The sequence below is a fragment of the Pseudochelatococcus sp. B33 genome (assembly GCF_053570585.1).
In genome coordinates this window covers 63,413-80,785 of the sequence record NZ_JBSEFH010000012.1, presented here as the reverse complement: position 1 = coordinate 80,785, position 17,373 = coordinate 63,413, and the positions used below count along the sequence as shown (strand labels likewise).

General features: G+C 61.8%; 18 protein-coding genes and 2 pseudogenes. 7 read left to right on the top strand and 13 right to left on the bottom strand.

The genetic code is table 11. From position 1 onward, the window contains the following. Positions 1–22: 22 nt before the first annotated feature. From ACUSIJ_RS14735 to ACUSIJ_RS14705, 7 genes are all read right to left on the bottom strand, one after another. Positions 23–1,255: an ABC transporter substrate-binding protein gene (locus tag ACUSIJ_RS14735; protein WP_449309159.1), complete on the bottom strand. Its 1,233-nt coding sequence runs from the start codon at positions 1,253–1,255 to the stop codon at positions 23–25. Between the two features lie 51 nt (positions 1,256–1,306). Continuing rightward, complete coding sequence (locus ACUSIJ_RS14730; RefSeq protein WP_449309158.1) at positions 1,307–2,554, bottom strand: amidohydrolase family protein; 1,248 nt, start codon at positions 2,552–2,554, stop codon at positions 1,307–1,309. Positions 2,555–2,961: 407 nt separating this feature from the next. Further along, positions 2,962–3,750, bottom strand: coding sequence for a FadR/GntR family transcriptional regulator (locus tag ACUSIJ_RS14725; protein WP_449309157.1), 789 nt, complete (start codon positions 3,748–3,750; stop codon positions 2,962–2,964). A gap of 81 nt (positions 3,751–3,831) precedes the next feature. After that, entirely contained in the window at positions 3,832–3,969 is a 138-nt protein-coding gene (locus ACUSIJ_RS14720; RefSeq protein WP_449309156.1) for a hypothetical protein, read from the bottom strand. A gap of 11 nt (positions 3,970–3,980) precedes the next feature. Continuing rightward, a complete protein-coding gene (locus ACUSIJ_RS14715) occupies positions 3,981–4,787 on the bottom strand; it encodes an SDR family NAD(P)-dependent oxidoreductase (RefSeq protein ID WP_449309155.1) in 807 nt (268 codons plus the stop codon). Beyond that, positions 4,780–5,592, bottom strand: a complete 813-nt coding sequence (locus tag ACUSIJ_RS14710) for a shikimate dehydrogenase family protein (protein WP_449309154.1) — start codon at positions 5,590–5,592, stop codon at positions 4,780–4,782. Before ACUSIJ_RS14710 ends, ACUSIJ_RS14715 begins: the two co-directional genes overlap by 8 nt. Further along, a complete protein-coding gene (locus ACUSIJ_RS14705) occupies positions 5,592–6,590 on the bottom strand; it encodes a 2-hydroxy-3-oxopropionate reductase (protein ID WP_449309153.1) in 999 nt (332 codons plus the stop codon). Before ACUSIJ_RS14705 ends, ACUSIJ_RS14710 begins: the two co-directional genes overlap by 1 nt. Positions 6,591–6,592: 2 nt before the next feature. On the opposite strand from ACUSIJ_RS14705, the gene ACUSIJ_RS14700 reads away from it, so the two are divergent. Then, positions 6,593–7,357, top strand: a complete 765-nt coding sequence (locus tag ACUSIJ_RS14700; protein ID WP_449309152.1) for an HpcH/HpaI aldolase family protein — start codon at positions 6,593–6,595, stop codon at positions 7,355–7,357. Positions 7,358–7,368: 11 nt separating this feature from the next. After that, on the top strand, positions 7,369–8,586 hold the full coding sequence (locus ACUSIJ_RS14695) for an NAD(P)/FAD-dependent oxidoreductase (protein ID WP_449309151.1): 1,218 nt from the start codon (positions 7,369–7,371) through the stop codon (positions 8,584–8,586). 194 nt (positions 8,587–8,780) lie between these two features. Here ACUSIJ_RS14695 and ACUSIJ_RS14690 read toward each other — a convergent pair whose 3' ends face one another. The 3 genes and pseudogenes from ACUSIJ_RS14690 to ACUSIJ_RS14680 form a co-directional block, all read right to left on the bottom strand. Then, positions 8,781–8,945, bottom strand: coding sequence for a hypothetical protein (locus tag ACUSIJ_RS14690; RefSeq protein WP_449309150.1), 165 nt, complete (start codon positions 8,943–8,945; stop codon positions 8,781–8,783). A gap of 1,214 nt (positions 8,946–10,159) precedes the next feature. After that, positions 10,160–10,492: pseudogene (locus ACUSIJ_RS14685) on the bottom strand (integrase core domain-containing protein); the annotation flags it as partial. A gap of 12 nt (positions 10,493–10,504) precedes the next feature. After that, positions 10,505–10,783, bottom strand: a complete 279-nt coding sequence (locus tag ACUSIJ_RS14680) for a transposase (protein ID WP_449309149.1) — start codon at positions 10,781–10,783, stop codon at positions 10,505–10,507. A 3-nt stretch (positions 10,784–10,786) separates the two neighbouring features. Here ACUSIJ_RS14680 and ACUSIJ_RS14675 point away from each other — a divergent pair, with 3 nt between their 5' ends. Further along, the gene (locus tag ACUSIJ_RS14675; protein WP_449309148.1) at positions 10,787–11,221 is read left to right on the top strand and encodes a TonB-dependent receptor domain-containing protein; all 435 of its coding nucleotides are present in this window, start codon (positions 10,787–10,789) and stop codon (positions 11,219–11,221) included. 455 nt (positions 11,222–11,676) lie between these two features. Here the strand turns inward: ACUSIJ_RS14675 and ACUSIJ_RS14670 are convergent. The 3 genes and pseudogenes from ACUSIJ_RS14670 to ACUSIJ_RS14660 all read right to left on the bottom strand — a co-directional run. Then, positions 11,677–11,845, bottom strand: a pseudogene (locus ACUSIJ_RS14670) (ATP-binding protein); the annotation flags it as partial. Between the two features lie 6 nt (positions 11,846–11,851). Further along, positions 11,852–12,631 (bottom strand): HpcH/HpaI aldolase family protein, encoded by a 780-nt coding sequence (locus tag ACUSIJ_RS14665; RefSeq protein WP_449309147.1) that lies wholly within the window; start codon positions 12,629–12,631, stop codon positions 11,852–11,854. A gap of 49 nt (positions 12,632–12,680) precedes the next feature. Beyond that, positions 12,681–13,667: a LysR substrate-binding domain-containing protein gene (locus ACUSIJ_RS14660; RefSeq protein ID WP_449309146.1), complete on the bottom strand. Its 987-nt coding sequence runs from the start codon at positions 13,665–13,667 to the stop codon at positions 12,681–12,683. 150 nt (positions 13,668–13,817) lie between these two features. Here ACUSIJ_RS14660 and ACUSIJ_RS14655 point away from each other — a divergent pair, with 150 nt between their 5' ends. The 4 genes from ACUSIJ_RS14655 to ACUSIJ_RS14640 all read left to right on the top strand — a co-directional run bounded on the left by ACUSIJ_RS14655 (position 13,818) and on the right by ACUSIJ_RS14640 (position 17,304). Continuing rightward, complete coding sequence (locus ACUSIJ_RS14655) at positions 13,818–14,645, top strand: aspartate dehydrogenase (RefSeq protein ID WP_449309145.1); 828 nt, start codon at positions 13,818–13,820, stop codon at positions 14,643–14,645. A 156-nt stretch (positions 14,646–14,801) separates the two neighbouring features. Further along, on the top strand, positions 14,802–15,476 hold the full coding sequence (locus ACUSIJ_RS14650; protein ID WP_449309144.1) for an RraA family protein: 675 nt from the start codon (positions 14,802–14,804) through the stop codon (positions 15,474–15,476). A gap of 33 nt (positions 15,477–15,509) precedes the next feature. Next, positions 15,510–16,787: an LVIVD repeat-containing protein gene (locus ACUSIJ_RS14645; RefSeq protein WP_449309143.1), complete on the top strand. Its 1,278-nt coding sequence runs from the start codon at positions 15,510–15,512 to the stop codon at positions 16,785–16,787. A gap of 55 nt (positions 16,788–16,842) precedes the next feature. Then, entirely contained in the window at positions 16,843–17,304 is a 462-nt protein-coding gene (locus ACUSIJ_RS14640) for a RidA family protein (RefSeq protein ID WP_449309142.1), read from the top strand. The last annotated feature ends 69 nt before the right edge of the window (positions 17,305–17,373 follow it).

Genomic DNA, 17,373 nt, shown 5'->3' with positions numbered 1-17,373 from the left:
AGCGTATTGGCGCCACAGAGCCTCAAAGGCCCTGCACGACGCCGTCCCTAATGATAGAGACCCCAAAAACCGCAGGCGTGGTTCCCTCGGCATCGAAATCGCACGGACCGGATGCGCCCTCGTAATTCACGCGCTCGGCACCAGAGCGCAGCTTTTCACGTCCTTCCTGGAAGCTGGTGACGACCGGCGCATCGGGGTTGCTGATTTCCGGTATAGCGGCCGCTATCTGTGCGTTCGTTGCACCTGCACCGGCCTTCTCCATCGCCAGGGCAAGCAGATTTAGCTGATCGTACGCGATGGCCGCATAGACGTTGCCCTCGATATAGTCCCCCCCGACACGGGATACGAACTCCTGGAAGACTTGGTAGCTCGGAGATTCCGTATTGGGAATGAACTTGAGAACATAGATGCCCTCCACCGGCTCACTGCCGACCGCCCTGATCAAGCGTGAGGTTGCAGCAAATTCCGGTGTGATGATTTTCCCAGTATAGCCGACCTCGAAGAGCTGCCGAAGCACAATCGTCGCATCCAGTTCATAGCCGTGGAGCAGGATGATGTCCGGATCGGAAGACATTATTTGCTGGATTTCCGCCCTGTAACTGGGCTGATTGGGCTGGTACCGTACACTTGGCGGTTCAGAACCATACTGGGCACCCCAGCTTTCGCCAAAGGAGCGGGCGTTGCCGATCGATGCGTCGTTGGTCAGCACAAGTGACGCAGGCGTCTTGAAACCTTCCTTGTTGACGAAGTCGAAATAGGCCCTTCCATACCAGACGCTGCTCGGCCAGAAGGCAAAGGCGAGCCCTTTCTCGTTCTGAACAAGCAGCTTGGGAGCCGCACCGGTGTGGAAAAGCAGCACACCGGCCGCATTGCTGGCCGGGATGATGGCCAGAGCTTCGGGACTGGTTTGGACACCGAGAAGGGCTCGGACATTGTTGACTTCGATAAGCTTCTTGGCCGCGAGCAGTGCAGGCTCCGGCAATGTCTGGCTGTCTTCGGAGAAAACTTCAAACTGAACGCCTGCCGGACCGCCAAGTTCATTGATCTCCCTGGCGAGCGCGTTGATCGTCTTCTGGACGCCCGTTCCAAAAGCCGCTGCTGCGCCAGTCACGGAATTGAGAGCACCGATGCGGAACGGTCCGTCGGCTCGCGCTGCCGTGGGCAAGCCGATGAACGAAGCCGCAGCCATCGCGGACGCTCCGCGGAGAACCTGCCGGCGGCTGAGCGCAGCATCCTGAATGCGTAAGTTGGACATGTAGTTCCCCTTCGTTTTTTGTATGCTGAGTTTTTATATGCCAATTCGATATCAGTGACCGGTGCTTGGTCTGAACTCCTTCACGAAACGTCCGCCCTTCATGATTAACGGCATGTTTTCTTGTTTGGTAAGAACTTCGATGTCTCTCAGGGGATCGCTCGTCACGCCAATGATGTCGGCGTGAGCACCCGGCGCTATCACACCGATCGCGCCCTCCATGTTGAGAAGTTCGGCTGCAACTGTCGTGGCCGAGTCGATCAAGGCACGGGAGGAAAGAACCTCCCGACGGTATAGGAACTCATCCGCCTGATAGGGGTGCAGTTGTTCAGCCGTCAGGTCGGTACCGAAAGCAGTCTTTGTGCCGGCCCTCTGGAGCCGATCGAGAGCTGTATATGCCGCGAGGCGCACATCATCTATCTTCCGGTAATTCTCTTCAAGCATTCCGAGTTGCTTGCCATGCTTCACGCCCGCCTCAAGTGTAACAAGTGTCGGACAAGCAAACGCGTTCAGTTCTGCCATTCGTGTAGCAGTCGCATCCGTCACAAGATTGCAATGTTCCAGACTGCGAACCCCCTGCTCGACACATCGTAAAATAGATTCATCCGTGTAAGTATGGGCAGCAACATAGGTTCCGACGTTACTGGCCTCATCAACGATGGCCCTGATTTCTTCCAGGGAAAATTGTACGAAGGAGATCGGATCGTTGGGAGAGGCGACGCCGCCATTTGCCATGATCTTAATAAACTTGGCCCCCGCCTTGATCTCTTCTCGACAAGCGCGACGGACTTCGGAAACACCATCACATAGGCGGCCGAGGCTGCCGAGCTTGCGGGTAAAATCTCCTGTGGCGCGCTCATCCCAGCGGTCACGCATGTCGGCATGTCCGCCGGTTTGGGAAAGCGCCTTGCCGCATATCACCAGCCTCGGACCAATAATTGTTCCTTCCTCCACGGCCTGCACGAGGCCGAAATCCGCGCCGCCCAGGTCGCGAACCGTGGTAAAACCACGCTCCAGCATGCCGCGCATGATATTCGCCGCCCGCACCGCTACGAGCGAATCCGGGAGCGTGGCGTTGACGGCCAACCGGATATTGCTCGCGATGACGTGTACATGGCAGTCGATGAGGCCCGGCAAAAGCGTCAAACCACGACAGTCGATGACTGTGGCTGATTCTGCTTTGATTGCCTTTTCCGACACCTCGGTGATCACGCCATCCTCTATCAGAACGCTCATAGCTGGCATGGAGCGGTCGCCGGAAGTCCCAACAATTGACGCATTTGACAGGATCAGCACAGTCACAGAATTACCTCCGGATTTGCAACTGCAATCGGCCGCCGTACTGCTCAAGGGCGACAGCTAAGCCGGTCGTCCGGTGGAACTTGGCGCCTTCAGCATGCTTCAGCTCGATTGGGCATTCCATACGCGGCGGGGGATCGCCCAACTGCTTGCAATCGTGTGACCAAAAGCAGGATGGGGCAACCAAGAAAAAACAGCGAAAAAGAAAAATAATCTTTCGTATGAGCACAACGACGCGGGTCGCTGCTTATCTCGACGGCACCTGCGGTAACAGCTGAAGAATATGGGAGGAACGCGCGACGCGAAACGAGCAAGGAGCCGAAAGCGGACATTTCATAATAAAACGTGGCTTTCGCGCGCACGAACGACGCCGGCTGTCGCCTCCGAATTGGGATCAGGGCCGCTGTCCACTATCGGCTCGACGTTGTCGGCTGTTTCATATCTGCGAAAAGAGAGGCGGCAACCGCCTCCCGCTCCGGATCCGTCGTCGCGATGCCCGATGCCCGGGCAAGAGCGCGCACGCGCTCCAGGCTGTTGTACAGATGCTTGCGCATGGCCAGGCGCGCGGCGCGATCGTCCTGCCGGTCGATGGCATCGACGATCGCCCTGTGCTCCTTGTGGATTCGCTTATAATATGAATCCTTCACTTCCGGTGCCACTACGTAGCCAAGTTGCAGGTGCGGAACGATCATCGGCCGAAGGTAACTCAAGAAGCCGTGGATGAATTCGTTCCGCGTCGCCTTGGCGATCGCCAGGTGAAAATCGTAGTCATAGTGAATCTGCACTGAGCCTGGGTCGCTATGTTGAGCGTCGACCTGCTCCATGAGCGCGCGGATCGCTTCCGCTTCCGCCGGGAGGCGCCGTTCGGCGCAAAGCCCGGCGGCCTCTACTTCGACACTCAGCCTCAGTTCAAGGAGGGAGATGGTTTCGGGCAGAGTCTTCAGCGCCTCGTCGGGAATCGAAAAGTTGCGCGACGCTGGCGTGTCACTGACAAACATGCCACGCCCCTGACGCGGAATGACCAGCCCCTCGGATCGAAGCCGGGCCACAGCCTCGCGCACCACGGTCCGGCTGACGTTGTATTCGGAGCAGAGTTCTGCCTCGGTCGGCAGTTGCGCACCGGGCCGCAGCGCGCCCGAGCGAATCTCCGCGGTCAGGCTTTCGGCAACGACAGTCGACAGCGGCTTGCGTCTGGTCATCAATATTCTTCCACCCATTTCGGCGCCGGATGCGGGATGATGCCCCAACCGGCAGGCGCACTCAAACTACGGCCGCCACGATCAGTTCAACAAGAACCCCGCACCTCTGTTCACCGACTGGCCCGGCCGCGCCACCGGGCCGATCAGGCAGAGCATGCCATTGCAGAGGGCACTGTGATGGATGCAGGCATCGAAGCCGAAGCGCCGAATATCCGTCATGATTGTCCTTCTCACGGGTCCATTGTCGCGCGGATCGGATTGCCGCGCAGGTAGTGCGCATACGGCGCCTGCACCAGCCAGCCGGCGTCGACGGGCAGCGTCACGCCGGTAATCGAGGCGGCGCGCTCGGAGCACAGAAAAAGCGCCGCCTCGGCCACGTCCTCGGGATCCACGAAACGGCGCAAGGCGGTCGTCGCGCGGATCGCGTCGGGGTCGCGCTCGCCGGCGGCGATCTTCGCCTTCAGCCCGTCCGACAGCGTGTAGCCGGGCGCGACCGCGTTGACGCGGACGCCCTGCGGGCCGAGTTCAGCGGCGAGGATGCCCGTCAGGCCGAGGACGGCATGCTTGCCCGGCGTGTAGGCCGGCAGCGACAGGGGCGCGAAGGACGCCAGCGACCCTACGTTCAGAATGGCGCCCCTGCCCCTGCCAGCCATCAGGCGGCCGAAAACCTGACAGCCGAGAAGCGTGCCGCGATAGTTGATGCGCCAGAGGCGCTCGTCCTCGTCGAGATCCTGATCGAGCACACGCTTGCCGCTCTGCAGGATGCCGGCGCAATTCACCACCACGTCGGGGATGCCGAAGGCGGCCTCCGTCTCGACGCCGAGCAGCTCGACCGAGGCAGGCTCGGCAACGTCGGCGGCAATGAAGCGGGCCGCAGCCGCACCGTATTGTCTGCATTCGGCGATGACTTCACCGCCGCGCGCTGCATCCCGGCCAGCGACAACGATCTTCTCCCCCTCCCGCGCGAAGCGGGTGGCAATGGCACGGCCGATGCCAGAAGTGCCGCCGATGACGACGACGGTACGCGCCTCAGTCATGGCCGCTCCTCGCCCGGTCGATGTCGAAGAAGTCGGACATGGCCTGCACCTGAAAGTCCATCATCGGCCTGCCGGGCTGGATGCGGCATCCGATTTCCTTCGCCGCGCGCAGAAGCGCAGTCTCGGCCGGTTCCATGATGATGTCCACGACCGTTATTTCAGGAGTCAGCCGGCTGACGTCGAGCGGCAGCGGATCGCTTGCGCGCAGACCCGTCGGCGTTGCGTTGATCGCCATGTCGACACCGGAAGGATCGGCGGGCCCGACCGCGATGCGGCAAGCCGGGAACGCCCTGGCCACGAGGCCGGCAAGTTCCGAAGCACGCGCTTCGTCGATATCGTGGAGGCGGATCTCGCGCGCGCCCTCTTCGGCCAGACAATAGGCGAGCGACGCTCCCGCGCCGCCGGCGCCGACCTGGAGGATGTGCTGCCCCGCGATGCGGTGCCCGCCGGCCTTGAGGCCGTCGATGAAGCCGACGCCGTCGAAATTGTCCGCATACCAGCTTCCGTCCGCCTGCCTGCGGACGGAGTTGGCGCTCCTGACCCGCGCCGCCCTGTCGTGCGCAGCCGCGCATTGGTGAAAGACGGCCGTCTTGTAGGGCACGGAGACGATAACGCCGCGAACGTTCTCGGCCGCCGTGAGGCCGGCCCAGAATGTGTCGAAGTCCTCCGGCCGGCAGCTCAGCGGCACCATCAGGCTGTCGAGGCCGCGCTGCTCGAAAATCTCGTTGAATATCCCGGGGCTCTTGGCATGACCCACAGGGTGGGCCAGCATCACGAATACATCTGCTTTACCGGTTCCGCGCATCAGGCAGCTCCTCTGGTTTCAGTCACAGGATGATTCGCCAGCGCTTCGAGCGCCTGCACCAGTGCCGAGTGATCGGCATCAGCCGCGCCGCGTGCCCCGCACGCGTTCATCAATTCCTGGGCGGTTGCGGTATTGGGCAGTGAAACGCCGAGCGCACGGGCGCTTTCCAGCGCGAGGCCGAGATCCTTCTGGTGCAGCCGGATGCGGAAACCCGGCGCGAAGGTGCGCTCGATCATCCGTTCGCCATGCACTTCGAGAACGCGCGAGGCGGCGAATCCGCCCAGCAGTGCCCTGCGTACCGTCGCAGGATCACAACCCGCCTTGCTGGCGAAGACCAGCGCCTCGGCCACAGCCTCGATGTTCAGCGCAACGATGATCTGATTGGCGATCTTGCAGATCTGTCCCGCCCCGTTTTTCTCCCCGACGAGGGTAATATTCTTGCCAAGAGCCTCGAATATCGGCAATGCACGCTCGAACTCGGCCGCAGGGCCGCCGACCATGATGGTCAGGCTCGCCGCCTTGGCCCCGACCTCGCCGCCGGACACAGGCGCGTCGAGATAGCCCGCGCCTTTTTCCCGCACGGCCCTGGCCAAGTCCGCGGTGGTGATGGGGCTGATCGAACTCATGTCGATCACCAGCGCGCCGGCCGAGAGACCGGCGAGGACGCCGCTGTCGCCGCCAAGCACCCGCTCCACATCAGGCGTGTCGGGCAGCATGGTGATGATGATCTGGCTCGCGCGCGCCACCTCGCGGGGGTTGGCGACGACCTCCGCTGCCAAGCCGTCCGGCAGTGGCGAGCGGTTGAGCGAGGTGACGATCCGGTGACCTGCCGCGACAAGGTTACGCGCCATCGGCGCTCCCATGACACCCAGTCCGATGAAACCGATTTGCACTGCGATTGTCCTTTTTCGAATGCGGTGACCACTATTGCAGTGTGTCCAAGTATGATATATGACATCATACAAATTGCAATCGGGTTCGCGACACGGAGACAGCAAAAGTGCAAGAACGTCCGAACGTGCTGAAGGCAGCGCTGCGCGCAGGCAAGCCCTGCATCGGGCTGTGGTGTTCCCTGGCGTCGGGACTGACGACCGAGGTGATGGCCGGATCCGGCGCAGGCTGGCTGCTCGTCGACGGCGAGCACGGCCCCAACGACCTGCGCAGCATCATGGTGCAGCTTCAGGTCGCCGCCGCCTTTCCATGCGAAGCGGCGGTCCGGCTGCCGTCGGACGACCCGATCCTCGTCAAGCAGTTCATGGACATCGGTGCGCGCAGCCTGATGGTGCCCAACGTGCGCACCGCAGCCCAGGCGCGCGACATCGTTGCGGCCATGACCTATGCCCCCGGCGGCTCTCGCGGCTTCTCCGTCGGGCATCGTGCCAATCAGTTCGGCCGCATCGCCGGCTATCATCGGAATGCATCCGAGAACCGGCTTCTGGCCGTGCAGATCGAGTGCGAGACCGGCGTTGCCAACGCGCGCGAAATTGCCGCCATCGAGGGTGTAGATGCGCTCTTCGTCGGGCCGGGCGATCTTTCGACCAACATGGGCGCCATGGGCAATCCCGGCGCAGACCACGTGCAGCACGCCATCGCCTCGGTCCGGCAGGCTGCCGCCGATGCAGGCAAGGCGAGCGGAATACTCGCGCCGGCCAAGGCCGATGCCGACCGTTATCTCTGCGACGGCTTCACCATGGTTGCGGTCGGCTCCGACCTCGGCCTTCTCGCGCGCAGCGCGGACAATCTGATCGCATCCTTTTCTTTCTGAAAGTTGCGGCGATGGCCATCCCTCCCTATAAATCCCCTTCCCGTATGTCTTACGATATCGTCATCGTCGGCGGCGCCGTCGTCGGTTCCTCAATCGCGTACTGGCTCAGCCAGAAGCTCGGAGAGCGCGCTTCCGTCCTCGTCGTCGAGCGCGACAGTTCCTACGAGTTCTCGTCGACCGCGCTGTCGACCAGCGCGATTCGCCAGCAGTTCTCCAATCCGATCAACGTGAAGATCAGCCAGTTCGGCGTCGAGTTCATCAGCGGGTTCACGGAGCGGATGGCACCGTTCTACAAGGATGAGCCGGCACCCGACCTCGGCTTCAAGGAATATGGCTATCTCTACTGCATTTCTCCCGAGGGAGAGCAGGCGGCACGCGAGCGCGTCGAACTGCAGCGCAGTCTTGGCGCTCATACCCTCTTCCTGGAACCCGGCCCGCTGAAGGATCGCTTCCCCTGGCTCAATGTCGAGGACCTCGCCGGCGGCTCATGGGGGTCGCGCGCGGAGGGCTGGTTCGATTCCATGGGGCTGCTGAACGGCCTGCGCCGGGCCGCGCGTGCAAGCGGTATCGAGTACATCGACAACGCGGTCACCGGCCTCGAACTGAATAGCGGACGCGTGACCGCCGCGCGGCTTTCGACAGGCGAGAGCATTGCGTGCGGTGTTCTTGTCAACGCAGCCGGGCCACGCGCCCAGCAGGTCGCTGCCATGGCCGGCCTGTCGATTCCCGTCGCGCCGCACAAGCGCTACAGCTTCGTGTTCGCCAGCACCACGCCTATCCCCGGCCGCATGCCGAACGTCATCGACCTGTCCGGTGCGTTCGTGCGGCCGGAGGGCGAGTTGTTCCTGACGGGCAACACCCCCCTCGACGACGGGCCTGCCGACTACGACGATTTCGACACCCGTTATCAGGAATTCGACGAGCGCATCTGGCCGGCGCTGTGGCACCGCATTCCGGCCTTTGACGCGCTGCGCGTGATGCAGAGCTGGACGGGTCATTACGAGTACAACATGCTCGACCACAACGGCATCGTCGGCTTTCACCCAGACGTGACGAACTTCATGTTCGCCAACGGGTTCTCAGGGCACGGGCTGCAGCAGTCGCCGGCGGTCGGCCGCGCGGTCGCGGAGCTGATCGTCGAGGGCGGCTTCCGGACACTGGATCTGACCCCGTTCCGTTACGAGCGCATTCCCCTCAACGAACCATTTCTGGAAGAGGCTGTCATCTAGAGGATTTTGGACCAGACGACGGTGGACATGGCGCCTTGCTCTTGCGTGTGACGCGCTTAAGCATCTGAAAGAGGCCAGGGAGGGCAGCCTTGGGGCCGATCGCATCATGCACCGTCAGAATATAACCCACTTAACGGCCAGCTGGCGCAATCTCGGCAGCAAGTCGTCGTGCTTCTCACCGTGCAAGAGGGCTATCAGATGCGGTCGGCGTCGGCACGTATATCCAGCAGTCGCTGTTCGGCGTTCGCCAGGGCCTTCTCAATGCCCTCTCCGAGGACGACATAGCTTTCGAAAAGATGGTCGAAAATCAGTGCGGAATCGCGCTCGACGTCCTCGCCGAACTCAAGCCTCCAATCCATGCGCGCGGCGCCTTTCCGCTACCAGGCGTGCGATACGGCTATCCATTTCGTCCCCGGTAACCCCGCGCGCATGGGAAAACGTGCGGAGTTTCGGGTCGACTTGAGTGGAAACTCCGGCCAATCTAGCGAGTAGTCCACACCCAAATTGCATAGCCGCCGATGATCACCGCCACTATGGCGAATTTCATGACAGTGATCCGTGCAATTTTGCGCAGATTGCTCATTCATTCATTTAATAGCATAGACAGTCCGGCAAATCATGCGTTCAGTGTGCCATGGCGCGGGACTCGATCAGCGGAGCATCGGCCTGCGCGCGCCTCACCGGCGACCGTTACCATCTTTCCGGGGGGGGGGCCGAAACCGCAAGCGCCCGCCACCGGCCTCCGCTGGGCAACTGCGGGGCTATCTGACTTCGGACAGCCGTGGGACAACCCGCGATAAGCCCTGCCCCCTCTGGCTTGACGCTGGATACCCTATAGCTCTGTCCACCGAATGTGATCAGGTCCCGCTGGCGCGCCCGGTCGACCTCCGGATATGTCCGACATCTTGCAGGATGGCGAAGGCTTTCCACTCCCTGAGACATATGGCGGCGAAATTCTACAAGTGCGATCCCAAGCTGCATGAAAACTTGATCCGGCCGAGCACCGCGGCCGGTTAGTGAAGGTGCTTCACTAACCGGCACGCCATTATGGAAGCCGCTGGTGGGGCAAAGTAGAGAAGCACCCTTTCGCTCCGCATGAAAAATGTGCTGCCGAAGTTCACTGCCATTTTCGCGTGAACGTCGTCATCACTCTGGGTTGAACGGCGGGCTATGATCCGATGCGGACCGCAGCCGATATTGTCGCGCGCCGAAGATCAGTCCGCTTTTCGTTGGCAAAACCGGCGACAACGGATCTGGCCTGACCAATCTCTTCCATCAGCCATTCCTCGACGACACGCACCTGTCGCCGACGCTTCAACACGGGTCTGCGGACAAGAAAATAGGAAACACCTGTGGGCACCGCCCGGCGAATCGGGATGATCAGATGTCCGTCGCAGATGGCTTGCTCTGCCAGAACCACATCCGCTATGGCAACGCCCAACCCGGCGGCGGCGGCATTGAGCGCCATTGGCCTGCCCCACGAGGGAGGTTCACCGGATAGGTTAGAGTCCCGGCGATTGTGGTCGCCGAGATTGGCTGACCTGAGGAGAGAGAGCCGGCCCTCGGGGCGAAGCAAGATGGCTTCCGGTGCTGGCGGGATATAGCCGAGCGAGCTGTGTGGCCTGCTAGTGTTGTAATGCCGACGCCAGTTCTCGATCAGGATTTGCGCCTCCTTCAATGTGTAGAAGATTTCGCCGTTGAGCAGTTCGTCGCGCAGCTTGCCGCCGAAGCTTTCGCAGTATCCGTTCTCCCAAGGTGATCCGGGCTCAATGTAGAGCGTCTTCACGCCGATGCGGCCAAGCCAGGCCCGGACAGCGGCTGCGGTGAATTCTGCGCCATTGTCCGATCGGATATACGCTGGCGGACCATGCCGGGCGAACAGATCGGTCAGCAACGCCAGCACATCGTCGCGAAGGGCTCAGTGCTTTCCCTCAATGACCTCTTTCAGGATCAGGGCATCCAGCGTCAAGTTGGATACCGCCTTCCTGAGGCGGGTGTTCTCTTTCTCCAGGGCCTTCAGGCGTGCTGCCTGTGTCACCTTCAGACCGCCATACTCACGACGCCAGCGGTAATAGCTCTGCTCCGATATCCCGAGACTGCGGCAGATCGCACCCGTCTTCTCGCCTTGCGAAAGTCGCATTTCCGCCTCCCGCAACATCCCGATGACCTGCTCGGCCGTGTAGTCCTTCCGTGCCATTCCGTGCTCCCTTCAAAGCCCAAAATAGCCGAAACTCTAACTCTCACACCGGACCAACTTTCAGGGGCAAGGCCACGGCCCGGCGTTCCGAGCGGATTCAATACGCAGACAGGTGAAATCCGGTCTCGCGGCATCGAAGTTTCCGCCGTGGCGAAGGTCTGGGACAACCTGAGCCTGGTCGGTGGGTATACCTACACTCACGCGGAGATTACCAAGAGCGAGAACAATGACGTCGGCAATGTGCCGTACGGCACACCAAGGCACGCAGCTTCGCTGTGGACCGATTACGCGTTTGCGGAAGGGCCCTTAAGCGGCCCCCGTATAAGTGTCGGCGCTCGCTATGTCAGCAAAACCTACGATATCAGCAACACGATCGAAGTCCCTTCTGCGAATTCGGCGCTCTGGATAAAAAATGGGAAGGGGTCAGGCTCAGCGTGAACGCATCGAACCTGTTCGACAAGCGCTATGTTTCCGCCTGTACCTACAGCGGGTATTGCCTCTACGGGGCTGGGCGTGAGGTCACCGCAAGGCTGACCTATCGATGGTGAGCCGTGCCGGCCATCATTTGTCCCTTGAACCGACGACATCTGCTCAGGCTCACCCAGTCAGCAGCAGCGATCCCCGCAGCCTCGGCGAATTCCGGGCATCCAGTGGACGGTCATGGCGCGCGGCTTCCCGTCGCGGCCCTCGACCATGCGCTGACGCAGAGCCTCGTCGCTCTGGGCGTGGAACGCTCTGGCGCGACAGCAGCAAGGGATTATGCCGCCAAAGTCGTCGAGCCGGCGCTGCCGTCTGCCGTCGTCGATATCGGAACTACGGCGGAGCCGAACCGGTCGTCGAACTGCCGATCTTCCAGCCAGGGACCGATCCGGACGACAATGGGGGGACCTGCTTCAGCTTTGGGAGCGGCTCCTGAAGCGCCAGGAATCCGTTTCGGATCTCGACGATCTCGCAGTGGCGGGTCAGCCTGTCGAGCAAAGCCGTCGTCATTTTGGCATCGCCGAAGGCGAGATTCGTGGTGGCGATGATCGAGGTGCGTTCGTAGAACCTGCTGATCAGGTGGTTTTGTTAGGAGCACTTAAGTTCGGCTATTTTTGCGGAAGCGGCGGCAACCAGAAAGCCGAGATCGGTGTGAGTGGTCACGAAGCGCACCCCCTTTGCGATGGCATCCTTCTGCCGTTCAACATCCTTGTCGCCGCCAAATCCGCTCCATTTGGCGTGGGCTTTGCATACGTCAAGGAAACGGTTCTTGAGCGTGGCAAATTGCGGAGCGTCGAACTGGCCGTGCAGTCCCATATCGGCGAGGAGATCGTTGGCGCCGAGATGCAGCACGTCCACGCCGTCGACGGCAGCGATCGCTTCGATATTCTCCATGCCTTTCAGGGTTTCGATCATGCAGACGACCAGCGTCGCCTCGTTCAATGCCCGTGTTGCCTCGCTCCCGGGCACGGCACGAAAATCGAATGCGGCATAGGATGCCGACACCGAGCGCCGGCCAAGGGGCGTAAAGCGGGCCGCATTGACAGCGTCCCGCGCCTGCTCCGCCGTCTCCACGTCGGGAACGACAATTCCCGCCGCGCCCGTGTCCAGTATCCGGCCGATGTCGGGATCGTCGCTGCCGCGAACCCGGACAAGCCCCGCCACGCCATGGGCAGTGGCGGCTTGCGCGATGTCGCATATCGTTTCGAGCGAGAACGGGCCGTGCTGCGCATCGATGAAGATGAAATCGTGCCCGCTCGCGGCAGCTACCTTGGCGATTTCGGCCGTGCGCGACAGCCGGACGATCATGCCGAGCGCAGGCTCATCACGGCGCATGCGCTCAAGGGCTGGATTGGACAGTCGAAGCATCTCGTTTTCCTCAGAAGGGTTGGACGGAGACCCGACCGGGCGCTGCCGGTCAGGCAAAAATGGCCTCGGAATGACGCATCAGCAGCTCGGCCTGCCGGCGTATCCACGCCCGGAAGCTCTGCACTTCCGGGCGCCCGAGCTCATCGGCGAAAGTCAGCATCTGGTATGTGCCGGCACTGGGCGTGCCTTTCACATACTCCAGACCAAGCGGAATCACGAGGTCCGCGCGATGAGCATAGCTGGCGAAAATAACGGTGGGAATGATCGCGACGCCGATGCCCTGGCGCGCAGCATCAAGGGTCATGAAGAAATGCCCGAACTCCATCGCATAGTCGATGTTGCCGGTCGGAAGATCATGGGCGGCGAACCAGTCAACCCAGGCATGGGGACGGGTCGTCGTCTGGATGAGGGGCAGGTCGACCAGTTCCTGCGGCGCCATCCGTGACCGTCCCCTGAGAAGCTGCGGCGCGCATACCGGGACGAGAATATCGGGAAACAGCTCGTCGCTGACAACGCCGGACCAGTGCGTAACCATGTTCAGCGAAATGCGCGGCCGGAGCCTGTCATAGGTTTGCCCCGGCAGCGGCCCGACCCGGATGGCGATATCAGCCTCCCGGTCGGCAAGGTTGACGGGATCGATCGACGACACCAGCGTCACCTCCACCCCGGGGTAGTCCTTGGTGAACTGGGACAACCGCGGCATCAGCCAATGCGTCGACAGCGTCGGCAGGATATTGAGCTTGATATGGCGGTGCGCGGGCCGGTGAAGGATCACCAGCGTGGCTTCGTCGATCTTGTCCAGGGCAGAGCGGACGTGCTCGAAGAATGTCTCCCCGTCGCGGGTAAGCGCGATCTTGCGCGTCATGCGCACAAACAAGGGCTTTCCGAAGAACAGCTCGAGTTCACGAATCTGCCTGCTGATCGCGCCCTGGGTGACGTTCAGCTCATCCGCCGCCCTTGTGAACGACAGATGCCGGGCCGCAGCCTCGAAGCCGCGCAGAAGGTTGAGCGAAGGCAGGTGGTCGCGAGCAGCCATGAAACCCTCCCATGCATGATCTAACATCATGCATGGCGCTCAGACAAATCGTTTGTCGGGTAGCGTTTCCGCTCTTTAACCTGAGCGGAGTCTGGGGCGGAGAAACTTGTCCCAGGCATTGTGGACAGTTCCTTATGTCAGAGGATGCGCATGACACATGTGCGAAACAATAATGCGGAAATCAGGGTAGCGGTTGCCGGGGCGGGTGCTGCCGGCGGAGCTCTCATCGAGGCGCTGGACGCCGGCGTGCCCGGCTGCGTTCTCTCGGCCATATCGGCGCGGGATCTCGATGCGGCGCGTGAACGCTTCTCCCATCTCAAAAGCGATATCGCGTTCGTTCCCGTCGGCGAACTCGAGGCGCTTGCCGATCTCGTTGTCGAATGTGCGCCGTCCGCCATTTTCACCCAGGTTGTGGAGCCGTTCCTGCGCGCGGGCAAGAAGGCGCTTGTGCTGAGCTCGGGAGCGCTGCTGAGCAATATGCAGATGGTCGATCTCGCGCGCCGCAAAGGTGGCCAGATCATCGTCCCGACGGGCGCTCTCCTTGGCCTGGATGCCGTGACGGCCGCCGCCGAGGGGACGATCCATTCGGTACGGATGCTGACGCGCAAGCCGGTACGCGGCCTGCTCGGCGCGCCCCATCTCGTCAAGAACGGCATCGACATCAGCTCGATTACGGAACCCGTGCGCGTCTTCAAGGGAACACCGCGGGAAGCGGCGATAGGCTTTCCCGCCAATCTCAACGTCGCCGTCGCGCTCTCCCTGGCCGGTATCGGGCCCGACCGCACGGAACTCGAAATCTGGGCGGACCCCAATCTCAATCGCAACTATCACGATATCGAGGTGGACTCGGACTCGGCCAAACTGAAGCTGTCGATCGAGAACATTCCCACCGAAAATCCGAAGACCGGACGCATCACGGCGCTCTCCGTGGTCGCGGCCCTGCGCAAGATGAATGCCCCGCTTCGCGTGGGCACCTAGAACCTCTCATCGTTTCATGGAAACGTTCTAACTCTTAGGTTTGGTGCGTTTTCTTCATGCGAACCGGTCTCCACTTCGCATGAAGACGCGACAGGAAAGCAGACAATACATTCCGTCGATCTAGCCCACGTCGCTCATGATCATCCGGGGAGCATAATGGACAAGATTACCAAGCAACATATTCGCGAACGTTTTCTGGCTGTCGATACCTCGAATGTCGGCGACGTGCTCGACGAGATGGGCTATTTCGATCAGGGACTGGCCTCCGATTTCCTGCCCCATCCGGCGGATGCCGGGAAGGTTGCGGGTTGGGCGTACACGATCCGCGGCCAGCACAGCCCGTTCCCGCTCGGCGGGGACGCCGAGAAGATGCAGGCCTGCGCGGGCCTCGAAGACGGTGACGTTTCCGTCTGGTCGGGCGATGGCGAAGGGATCTGCTATTTCGGCGAACTGATCGCCATCGGCATGCAGGAGCGCGGCTGCGTCGGCGCCCTCGTGGACGGCGGCATCCGCGATGTGCGCTGGATCGGCGAGCGCAAGTTTCCGGTCTTCGCGCGCTACCGCACACCGATTCAGTCCATCACGCGCTGGAAGGTCAACGGATGGCAGTGCCCGGTGTTCGTGCGCGGCGCGACCATCTCGCGGGTCAAGGTGGAGCCGGGCGACTTCATCCTCGCCGACGAAGACGGCGCCCTCGTGATCCCGGCGACCATCGTTGAAGAAGTTCTCGCGCGGTCTGAAGCCCTGACCCGCAAGGAAGTCGAAATCCGCAAAAGCCTCAACGGCGGCATGTCCCTCGCTGAGGCTCTCGCGCGCTACGGTCACGTTTAGGAGGCGAGTGGGCCCTTGGAGCAGCAGAACAGAATGCGCCGCGTCTCGCGGCTGGATATCCCCGGCGGCGGTCAGGTGACGGTCGCGGGGGGATATGCCTATGTCGGGCATCTGAGCCCTCCGACCGGCACGTCGATCATCGACATCCGCGATCCGGCCAATCCCCGGGTTGTCGGACAGATCACGCTGGACAACAGCCGCTCCCATACCCACAAGGTGAGGGTCGTCGGCGATCTGATGATCTGCAACATGGAAATGCACGATCGGCACTTTCTGCGGAAAGGATTTGATCTCGAGGCCAGACAGGCCGCCTTCATCGCCGAGCACGGACGCAATCCGACCGACGCCGAGCTGGCCGCCCTGCTCAACGCCCCGGTCACACGGCTGGAGGAACTGCGCGAGGTCGCCAGGCGCGGATATCCCGACGGGGGTTTCCGGATCTACGACATCAGCGACAAGACAAGCCCCCGCCTGCTGACCCATCAGCCCACGGGAGGGGTGGGCGTCCATCGTTTCGACGTGTGCGAGCGGTATGCCTACATCAGCACCGAAATGGCGGGCTTCCGGGGTAACATCCTGGTCACCTACGACCTGTCCAGCCCGGAGGCGCCCGAGGAAGTTTCGCGCTGGTGGATGCCCGGCCAGCACATCGCCGGTGGCGAAACGCCGCATTGGGACGGCCTGCGGCATCGGCTGCACCATGCCCTGCGCCACGGCGACGAGCTATGGGCGGGCTGCTGGTACGGCGGCGCGCGCATCATCGATATCTCGAACATCGGCGAGCCGCGCACGGTGGGGGTATTCACCTATCATCCGCCCTACCCCGAACCCACGCACACATTCCTCAAGGTTCCCCACAAGATCGGCGGACGGGACATCGCAGTGATCGCGGACGAGGAACACCCGCACGACAACGGACAGCCCCATGCCTTCCTGTGGGTTGTCGACGTCAGCGACTACGGCAATATCAAGCCCATCGCCCAGTTCCACGTCACGGACTTCGATGCACCATGGGCGAGAGCGCATCTCGACGAGAACGGCCGTTACGGCCACGAAGTCTACGGACCGGGGCTGCACCAGTTCCAGGAACGCATCGGCCCGGATAACCTGCTATTCTGCGCGTGGTTCTCAGCAGGGCTCAGGGTCGTCGACATCTCCAATCCGGACCGGCCCAAGGAAGTGGCATCGTTCCTCCCGAACCCCGCCGATGGCTGCAAGGCGCCGCAGACCAACGATGTCTTCGTGGATGAGCGCGGGCTCGTTCTGACGATCGATCGCGAGAACGGGCTGGACATCCTTGAACTGACATGAGGCCAGCGCGCATGCGCTCCGGGAGCGGACATCCAATGAAGATGGAGAGGTCGGCATGACTATCGAGGACAAGCTTCAGGCATTGGGCCTTGCGCTGCCGCCGCCTCGCGCGTGGGCGAGCGGCAACCGCCGGGGAGCGGTGCGCACCGGAAACCTGCTCTTCGTTTCGGGGCACACGCCGCCCGAATTCGGCGGTTACAGGATAGAGGGGGCGGTCGGAACGACGGTTTCCGTCGACCAGGCTCGATACGCCGCGCAGGGGTGCGCCCTGGCGATCTTGCGGTCGATCGCGGATCAGACCGGAAGCCTGGATCGCATAACACGCGTCGTAAAGCTGCTGGGCTTCGTGAAATCGGCGCCGGGCTTCCACGATCAGTTCAGCGTCATCGATGGTGCATCGGACGTCTTTGCCTCCCTGTGGGGCGAAGACGGGGTGCATGCACGGTCGGCGATCGGCGTGTTCGAGCTTCCGCGCGGTCAATGCGTAGAAGTGGAAGGAGTCTTCGAAATTCAATGAAACAATCACTACGCCGTTGATCGGTTCATACATATAAAAAAGGGGAAGCCAGATGTTCATAAGCTGGAA

Excerpts from the sequence above, each read along its gene's own strand:
- ACUSIJ_RS14735 (WP_449309159.1), bottom strand. The coding sequence starts at position 1,255 with ATGTCCAACTTACGCATTCAGGATGCTGCGCTCAGCCGCCGGCAGGTT.
- ACUSIJ_RS14725 (WP_449309157.1), bottom strand. The coding sequence starts at position 3,750 with ATGACCAGACGCAAGCCGCTGTCGACTGTCGTTGCCGAAAGCCTGACC.
- ACUSIJ_RS14720 (WP_449309156.1), bottom strand. The coding sequence starts at position 3,969 with ATGACGGATATTCGGCGCTTCGGCTTCGATGCCTGCATCCATCACAGT.
- ACUSIJ_RS14715 (WP_449309155.1), bottom strand. The coding sequence starts at position 4,787 with ATGACTGAGGCGCGTACCGTCGTCGTCATCGGCGGCACTTCTGGCATC.
- ACUSIJ_RS14710 (WP_449309154.1), bottom strand. The coding sequence starts at position 5,592 with ATGCGCGGAACCGGTAAAGCAGATGTATTCGTGATGCTGGCCCACCCT.
- ACUSIJ_RS14695 (WP_449309151.1), top strand. The coding sequence starts at position 7,369 with ATGGCCATCCCTCCCTATAAATCCCCTTCCCGTATGTCTTACGATATC.
- ACUSIJ_RS14690 (WP_449309150.1), bottom strand. The coding sequence starts at position 8,945 with ATGGATTGGAGGCTTGAGTTCGGCGAGGACGTCGAGCGCGATTCCGCA.
- ACUSIJ_RS14680 (WP_449309149.1), bottom strand. The coding sequence starts at position 10,783 with ATGGCACGGAAGGACTACACGGCCGAGCAGGTCATCGGGATGTTGCGG.
- ACUSIJ_RS14665 (WP_449309147.1), bottom strand. The coding sequence starts at position 12,631 with ATGCTTCGACTGTCCAATCCAGCCCTTGAGCGCATGCGCCGTGATGAG.
- ACUSIJ_RS14660 (WP_449309146.1), bottom strand. The coding sequence starts at position 13,667 with ATGGCTGCTCGCGACCACCTGCCTTCGCTCAACCTTCTGCGCGGCTTC.
- ACUSIJ_RS14655 (WP_449309145.1), top strand. The coding sequence starts at position 13,818 with ATGACACATGTGCGAAACAATAATGCGGAAATCAGGGTAGCGGTTGCC.
- ACUSIJ_RS14650 (WP_449309144.1), top strand. The coding sequence starts at position 14,802 with ATGGACAAGATTACCAAGCAACATATTCGCGAACGTTTTCTGGCTGTC.
- ACUSIJ_RS14645 (WP_449309143.1), top strand. The coding sequence starts at position 15,510 with ATGCGCCGCGTCTCGCGGCTGGATATCCCCGGCGGCGGTCAGGTGACG.
- ACUSIJ_RS14640 (WP_449309142.1), top strand. The coding sequence starts at position 16,843 with ATGACTATCGAGGACAAGCTTCAGGCATTGGGCCTTGCGCTGCCGCCG.